7 protein-coding genes are annotated in these 7,676 nt (G+C 71.3%); 1 reads left to right on the top strand and 6 read right to left on the bottom strand.

Annotated features, from left to right (window positions below):
- Positions 1–203 (bottom strand): SdpI family protein (locus tag H5J29_RS14320; protein ID WP_181781450.1); only part of this gene is annotated, 203 nt, incomplete at its 3' end.
- Between the two features lie 234 nt (positions 204–437).
- Between H5J29_RS14320 and leuS the strand changes: the two genes are divergently transcribed.
- Positions 438–3,284, top strand: a complete 2,847-nt coding sequence (gene leuS, locus H5J29_RS14325; protein WP_181781451.1) for a leucine--tRNA ligase — start codon at positions 438–440, stop codon at positions 3,282–3,284.
- 1,487 nt (positions 3,285–4,771) lie between these two features.
- Here the strand turns inward: leuS and H5J29_RS14330 are convergent.
- The 5 genes from H5J29_RS14330 to H5J29_RS14350 form a co-directional block, all read right to left on the bottom strand.
- Positions 4,772–4,957 carry a hypothetical protein gene (locus tag H5J29_RS14330; RefSeq protein ID WP_181781452.1) on the bottom strand — a complete coding sequence of 62 codons (186 nt, stop codon included), beginning with the start codon at positions 4,955–4,957 and terminating at the stop codon, positions 4,772–4,774.
- Between the two features lie 263 nt (positions 4,958–5,220).
- Positions 5,221–5,583: a hypothetical protein gene (locus H5J29_RS14335; RefSeq protein ID WP_181781453.1), complete on the bottom strand. Its 363-nt coding sequence runs from the start codon at positions 5,581–5,583 to the stop codon at positions 5,221–5,223.
- A 68-nt stretch (positions 5,584–5,651) separates the two neighbouring features.
- A complete protein-coding gene (locus H5J29_RS14340; protein WP_181781454.1) occupies positions 5,652–6,386 on the bottom strand; it encodes a UPF0158 family protein in 735 nt (244 codons plus the stop codon).
- Positions 6,387–6,490: 104 nt separating this feature from the next.
- Complete coding sequence (locus H5J29_RS14345; RefSeq protein WP_181781455.1) at positions 6,491–7,174, bottom strand: SDR family oxidoreductase; 684 nt, start codon at positions 7,172–7,174, stop codon at positions 6,491–6,493.
- A 128-nt stretch (positions 7,175–7,302) separates the two neighbouring features.
- On the bottom strand, positions 7,303–7,676 hold a 374-nt coding region (locus tag H5J29_RS14350; RefSeq protein WP_181781456.1), incomplete at its 5' end, for a C40 family peptidase.

Genomic DNA, 7,676 nt, shown 5'->3' on the forward strand with positions numbered 1-7,676 from the left:
GCCCCGGCCGCACCGAGCGGCGGCGCGGCGACCCGGTTCGCGGACACCCACGACGCCGCCGAAGCCAGGGTCGACGCCGTGCGCACCCCCAGCCACCGGTTGCGACGGAGCCTCGACCGCGCACCCAGCACGGCGACGGCGACGAGCGCGAGGCCTGCCAGCAGGAACAGCACGGCGAGCACGAGGCGGAGGGTCGTGGGCACGGGACCAGCGTAGACACCTGGCGGCGACGGCGTCGGCGCAGGCATCGAACCCCGTCGCAGCCGCCCGGCCAGCGGCGTTACCCTGGAAGACGCGCTCCGCGGCCCGTCGCAGGCACGTTTCGCACGGTGCCGCGACGTTGCGGTGCCAGGCGGTGACGGGGCCCGTCGGTCAGCGCACCACGGTCGACCAGCCGAGCCGCGACCCCGCGGCTCTTCCTCGAGGTGAGCGGGACGATGAGCACGGAGAGCACGACGATCGCACCCGGCGAGGCAGCCGCCTCCCCGCCGTTCCGGTACGACGCCGCGCTCGCCACCCGGATCGAGCGCCGCTGGCAGGACCGCTGGGCGGCCGAGGGCACGTTCCACGCGCCCAACCCGGGCGAGCCGGGCTCGGAGAGGCCCAAGGCGTACGTGATGGACATGTTCCCGTACCCCTCGGGCGCGGGGCTGCACGTCGGTCACCCCCTGGGCTTCATCGGGACGGACGTGCTGGGCCGCTACCTGCGGATGACCGGCCACAACGTGTTGCACCCCATGGGCTTCGACTCGTTCGGGCTGCCCGCGGAGCAGTACGCGGTGCAGACCGGCACGCACCCGCGCACCACCACCGAGGCCAACATCGCCCGGTACAAGGAGCAGCTGCGCCAGCTGGGCCTCGCACACGACCCGCGTCGCTCGATCGCCACCACGGACGTCACCTTCTACCGGTGGACGCAGTGGATCTTCAGCCAGATCTTCGAGGCCTGGTACGACACGTCGGTCGACCGCGCCCGGCCGATCGCCGAGCTGAAGGCCGAGTTCTCCTCCGGCGCGCGGCAGACGCCCGACGGTCGCCCCTACGCCGAGCTGTCCGAGGGTGAGCGCCGCGCGCTGATCGACTCGCACCGGCTGGCCTACATCTCCGAGGCCCCGGTGAACTGGTGCCCCGGGCTCGGCACGGTACTGGCGAACGAGGAGGTCACTGCCGACGGCCGCAGCGAGCGCGGCAACTTCCCCGTGTTCCGCCGCAACCTGCGGCAGTGGATGATGCGGATCACCAGCTACGCGGACCGGTTGGCCGCGGACCTGGACCGGGTCGACTGGCCCGAGTCCGTGAAGGCCATGCAGCGCAACTGGATCGGGCGTTCCGAGGGTGCCTCGGTGCGCTTCGACAGCGGCCCCGAGGCGATCGAGGTCTTCACCACCCGTCCGGACACGCTGTTCGGCGCCACCTACATGGTGCTGGCGCCCGAGCACCCCCTGGTCGACGCCTTGGCCCCGGCCGCATGGCCCGAGGGCACCGACCCCCGGTGGACCGGCGGGGCGGCGACGCCGGCCGAGGCGGTCGCGGCGTACCGGGCTGCCGCCGCGCGCAAGTCCGAACTGGACCGCCAGGAGAACAAGGACAAGACCGGCGTCTTCACCGGCGCCTACGCCGTCAACCCGGTCAACGGCGCCGCCGTCCCGGTGTTCGTGGCGGACTACGTGCTGATGGGCTACGGCACCGGCGCGATCATGGCCGTGCCCGCGCAGGACCAGCGGGACTGGGACTTCGCCACGGCGTTCGGCCTGCCCATCGTGCGCACGGTCGACCCGGGCGAGGGCTGGGAGGGCGAGGCCTTCACCGGCGACGGCGCGGCGATCAACTCCGCCAACTCGGAGATCAGCCTGAACGGGCTGGCGGTCGGCGAGGCCAAGCGCGCGATCATCGACTGGCTGTCCGCGCAGGGCTCGGGGCGCAGCGTGGTCCAGTACAAGCTGCGGGACTGGCTGTTCTCCCGGCAGCGCTACTGGGGCGAGCCGTTCCCGATCGTCTGGGACGAGCACGGCCCGATCTCGGTGCCGGACGCCCAGCTCCCCGTCGTGCTGCCGGACATCGACGACTACTCCCCCAAGACCTACGAGCCCGACGCCGCGAACACCGAGCCCGAGCCGCCGCTGGGCCGGGCGGACGAGTGGGTGAACGTCGAGCTGGACCTGGGCGACGGGCTGCGGAAGTACCGCCGCGAGACCAACACGATGCCGCAGTGGGCGGGTTCGTGCTGGTACTACCTGCGGTACCTGGATCCGTCGAACGACGAGCGGTTCGTGGGCGTCGAGGCCGAGAAGTACTGGATCGGCAAGGAGCCGGAGATCTCGCCCGCCGACCCGGGCGGCGTCGACCTGTACGTCGGCGGGGTCGAGCACGCGGTGCTGCACCTGCTGTACTCGCGCTTCTGGCACAAGGTGCTGTTCGACCTCGGTCACGTGAGCAGCGAGGAGCCGTTCCGCAGGCTGTTCAACCAGGGCTACATCCAGGCGTTCGCCTACACGGACGCCCGTGGCACCTACGTCCCGGCCGAGGAGGTCGTCGGGGACGAGGTCGGTGGTTTCACGTGGAACGGTCAGGCTGTCAGCCGTGAGTACGGGAAGATGGGCAAGTCCCTGAAGAACGTCGTCACGCCCGACGAGATGTGCGAGCGCTACGGCGCGGACACGTTCCGGCTGTACGAGATGTACACGGGCCCGATGGACGCCTCCCGGCCGTGGTCGACGCGAGACGTCGTCGGCCCGCAGCGGTTCCTGCAGCGGGTGTGGCGCAACCTGGTCGACGAGCAGACCGGTGCCTCGCGGGTGACCGACGAGGTCCCGGGTCCCGAGACCCTGCGGGCGCTGCACAAGGCGATCGCGGGTGTGCGCGAGGACTTCCCGGCCCTGCACTACAACACGGCCGCGGCCAAGCTGATCGAGCTGAACAACCACCTGACCAAGACCTACCCGAGTGGTGCGCCGCGGTCGGTCGCGGAGCCGCTGGTCCTGATGCTCGCTCCACTGGCCCCGCACATCAGCGAGGAGCTGTGGTCGATCCTGGGCCACCCCGAGACGCTGGCGTACACCGACTTCCCGGTCGCGGACGAGCAGTACCTCGTCGAGGAGACGATCGAGTACCCGATCCAGGTCAACGGCAAGGTCCGCTCCCGGATCTCGGTCCCGGCCGACGCCGATCGCGGCGCAGTCGAGGCCGCGGCCCTGGCGGACGAGAAGATCGTCGCCGCGCTCGACGGGGCCGCGCCCAAGAAGGTCATCGTGGTGCCGGGGCGGTTGGTCAACGTCGTCCGGTGAGCTGAGGCCCGTCGAGCCGGTCGGTGGCTGCCCTTCCGGATTGCATGCTTCCGGATCGCATGATCGCGGGTTCGGTGCGGGAAGCCGCGCCGACCGCGGCTCCGGGTGCCGACACGGCGATCATGCTGGTCCTCTTCGGCGTTCGTTGTCCTGGAAGCCGTGGCCGCGGAAGCGGCTCGACACGTTGGGACGGTGTTCAGGGGTGCCGACGGGTAGCGCCGGTGGGTCCTGGTGATCGCGGTTTCGGCTCGCTCCGCCGCGGTTGCCGCGGCTCTGCGTGCCTGAGTGGTGATCATGAGCTGTGTGCGGCGGCGGTCGGGCTGGTGATCGTGATGTCGGCTCTCGCGGCCGCGCGCGCCTGCCGCGGGTGGTTCAAGTGGTGATCTTGGGGTGCGGCGGGTGGTCACGATGATCACCGCTTCGGCTCGCTCTGCCGCGGCTATTGCGGTTCCACGTGCCCAAATGGTGATCATCGATGGAGTTGAGCAGCGGGTGTGGTCAGGTGGTCATGGCGTCCGCGGCTTCGGCCCGCACTGCCGCGGGTGCGCGTGTTCAAGTGGTGTTCTCGGGGTGCGGATGGTCTCGATGATCGCCGCTTCGGCTCGCTCCGCCGCGGCTGTCGCGGCTCTGCGTGCCCGAAGGGTGATCTTGGCTGGGCGGTCGGGCAACGTGTGGACGACTTGGTTCTTGTGATCGGTTCCTTGTCTGGGTCGCCGCGCACGCAGTGGTTCCGCGTGCCTAAGTGGTGATCACAGGTGGAGGTGGGCAGTGGTGTAGTCGGGGGCGATTGGTTATAGCGTCTGCGGTGCCGCGCGGGCGGCTGCTCTGTGCACCCAAGCAGTGGGCGCGGAGTGCGTTCGGACGGCTCGGGTTCTGTTGATCGCGGCTTCGGCTCGGACCGCCGCGGCTGTCGCGGCTCCACGTGCCCAAGTGGTGATCATGGGGTGCATTGGGTCAGCGAAGGAACGGGTCGACTGCCGTTGATCACCGCTCCGCCGCGGCTGTCGCGGCTCCGGGTGCCCAAGGGTGATCAGGTGTGATCGGGTCCGAGGGGTCATGGCGTCCGCGGCGCCGCGCCGGTGGCGGCTCTGCACGTCCAGGGAGTGAGCACGGAAGCGTTCGAACGGCTCGGGTCGCGATCGCGGTTTCGGCTCGGACTGCCGAGCTTGTCGCCCCCGAGTGGTGATCTTGGGGGGTGCAGTTAGCCCGGCGGGGGCTCGGTGATCGCAGTTTCGGCTCGTTTCGCCGCGTCTGTCGCGGTTCCGCGTGCCCAGATGGTGATCTTGGGACGCGGTGGCTGGCGGGCGTGCGGGGGTTTGATGATCATCGCCTCGGCGCGGTCCGCCGCGCCTGTCGCGGTTCCGCGTGCCCAGGTGGTGATCATGAGGCAGCGCGGTGGCGGAGGAACGGCTCGGCTCCCGCCGATCGCCATCTCGGCTCGGACCGCCGCGTCTGTCGCCTAAGTGGTGATCATGAGACGTAGTGGGTCAGCGAGGGAAGGGCTCGGCTTTGATGATCATCGCTTCGGCTCGTTTCGCCGCGTCTGTCGCGGTTCCGCGTGCCCAGATGGTGATCTTGGGGTGCGGTGAGTCGGCGGGCCGGCGTTTGATGATCATCGCTTCGGCGCGGACCGCCGTGTTCGCCGCAGCTCCGCGGGCCCAGGTGGTGATCATGAGATGCACGGGGCATCGAAGAAGGCTCGATGATCACCGCATCGGCTCGCTCCACCGCGCCCATCGCGGCTCCGCGCGCCCAAGTGGTGATCATGAAGTGCCGTGGGCCGGCAATGGAACGGCTCCGCTCCGATGATCACCGTTTCGGCTCCCCCCGCCGCGGCTCCCCGCAGCCGAAGCGTTGATCACGGACCGCGGGAGGGCAGCAGACGAGAGGACCGGTGCCTGCTGGTCACGATCTCGGCTCCCCGCAGCCGAAGCGGTCAGGTCGTCGAGGCGCGGCGGTGGTGGAGCGGGCGCACCCGGCGGCGGGTGGCCTCGGGGGTGCTCGGTGCGCTCCGGACCGGGTCGCCCAGCCATTCCTCGACGGCGTCGAGCACCGCCCGGGCGTCTGCGAGGGCGGTGTCGGCCTCGGCCGCCGACGGCTCCGCCCGGGAGCGGGCGGCGAGCTCGGCCCGGTTGAGCAGCGACCGGAGCCGTCGTCCGCTCGCGGGGTCCATCGCCCGTTCGCGCACCACCCGGCGCACGTAGGCGGACACGATGTCCGAGGGCTGGTCGCGGGTCTCGTCGAGTGCGGTGAGGGCGAGCTGCGCCGCGCCGAGCGCCGCCCGGGCCGCGGTCTCCACCGCGAGTCCGGAGAAGCCCTGTGCCGCAAGGAGTTCAGCGGCCTGAAGATCACGTCGCCCGGAGCGGCTCATCGCAGCCGCACCGCCTCGGCCCGGGCCCGGACGAGCCACGGCTCCTCCGGGCGGGAGAGGGCGGACTGGGCGACGGGGTAGGCGCAGACGGTGATCCCGGACCGTTCCGTGTGGTGCCACAGGACCTCGTCGAGGCCGCCGAGCTCGGCCCAGGGGGACTCGACGTCGTCGAGCACCACGAGGAGGTCGAGCGCCGACTCGACCGAGCCTTCGCCGCTCGCCCAGGACCCGACCAGCAGCACCTGGACCAGGCGCTCGCCGAGGTGCGCGGCCAGGTCGGCCGCGACGACCGCGGGCAGGTCCTCGTTCTCCGGAGCCGGGTCGGGGTAGGCGGCTGCGGCCCGTTCCGCGGCGGCGGGTTCGACGAGCCCCGCCTCGGCGAGCCAGGCGAGGGCCCGCCTGCGCGAGCGGGCGTCCCGGAAGCGGAACCATTGGTCCCGGACCTCGGGGAAGTCGAACAGGGTGTTCTTGAACCGGCGGAACGCGCCGCGGCCGTTGAGTGCCCGGTCCAGCAGTTCCGCGGCCCGTCGGTGTTGGACGCCCGCGGTGAAGTCCGCCATGTCCTGGTAGCCCTCGTGGGTCCCGGCGGGTGTGACGGCGACCCAGCCCGCGGGCGTCTCGGTGCACGTGAGGCGACCGCTCGCGGGGTCGATCCACCACTGCACCTCGGGGGTGCGGTCCTCCAGCGCCTCGGCCAGCTCGGCGAGATCGACCTGCGCCGGCTCCAGCATGGGTCGAGCCTAGTGGCTCGGTCGACGACTGTGTCGGAATCGGTGCCCCGGACGAACCCGCGACCGCAGCCCCTCGAGGTGGTGCCCCGACAGCAGCGGAACCCCTATCGCGGCTTCAGCACGATCTCCCGCACATGGGCCTCGTCCGTGGCGGTCACCGCGGCCAGGATCGCCGCGGCCACCGACTCCGGGCGCAGGTAGCGGCTGCCGTCGTACTCCCCGCCCTCGTGCGCCACGACGCCCTGCTGCATCTCGGTGTCCGTCCGTCCAGGATGGATGGAGGTCACCCGCAGGTCCCGCTCCTCCGCGCGCAGCGCGTCGCCGAAGGCGCGCAACGCGAACTTGGACGCGGCGTACGAACCCCACCCCGGGTTGGCGGTGATGCCCGCGCCGGAGTTGACCAGCACGACGTCGCCGCGCGCCGTCCGCAGCGCGGGCAGCAGCAGCCGGGTGAGACCGGCGACCGCGACGACGTTGACGTCGAACTGGTGCCGCCAGGTCTCCGGTTCGGTCTCGGCGACCGTGCCGAGGATCCCGACGCCCGCGGAGTGCACGAGCACGTCGAGCCGCTCGAGACTCAGCGCCGTCACCGCAGCGGTGACGGAGCCGTCGTCGGTGAGCTCCACCGGCCACGCGGAGGCCCCGGGCAGCGAACCGGCCAACGACTCCAGCGCGACCGAGTCCCGCCCACCCAGCAGGAGATCGTGGGTGGGCGCGAGCGCGCGGGCGGTGGCGGCGCCGATGCCCCGCGAGGCACCGGTGATCAGGGCGAGCGGCCGGGAGGTCATGGCCGCACCCTACGAGGGCTCCCGCACAGCAGTGATCAACAGGCCTGTACGCAGGAAATCCCATGATCAAAGCTGCGTAGCGGCCTGTTGATCACGACGGTGCATGATCAGCAGGCCCGCACGCAGGCTCAGACCCGGCGAGCCCCGCTGAACGGCATGTTGTCCAGCTTGCCGATCTTCACCGGCTGCCCGCTGGTGCTGGCGTGCACGACCTGGCCGTTGCCGATGTAGATGGCCACGTGGCTGACCGGCTTGTAGAAGAACACCAGGTCACCGGGCTGCAGGTCACCCTTGGACACGGGGCTGCCGACGGTCGACTGGGCGCGGCTGGTGCGCGGGATGGAGACGCCCGCGTTCTTGAACGCGAACGAGGTGAGGCCCGAGCAGTCGAAGGACGACGGGCCGGTGGCGCCGTAGCGGTACGGCTTGCCGATCTGGGCCAGCGCGGTCTGGAGGGCGGCGGCACGCTTCGCGGCGGGAGAGGCGGTCTGGTTCGTCCCCT

This window comes from Pseudonocardia pini, from assembly GCF_013870575.1.
GTDB classification, from domain to species: domain Bacteria; phylum Actinomycetota; class Actinomycetes; order Mycobacteriales; family Pseudonocardiaceae; genus Pseudonocardia; species Pseudonocardia pini.

What these genes read in the sequence shown, in the direction of transcription:
- H5J29_RS14345 (WP_181781455.1), bottom strand. Translation starts at nt 7,174, where the DNA reads ATGACCTCCCGGCCGCTCGCCCTGATCACCGGTGCCTCGCGGGGCATC.
- H5J29_RS14340 (WP_181781454.1), bottom strand. Translation starts at nt 6,386, where the DNA reads ATGCTGGAGCCGGCGCAGGTCGATCTCGCCGAGCTGGCCGAGGCGCTG.
- leuS (WP_181781451.1), top strand. Translation starts at nt 438, where the DNA reads ATGAGCACGGAGAGCACGACGATCGCACCCGGCGAGGCAGCCGCCTCC.
- H5J29_RS14330 (WP_181781452.1), bottom strand. Translation starts at nt 4,957, where the DNA reads ATGATCACCACCTGGGCCCGCGGAGCTGCGGCGAACACGGCGGTCCGC.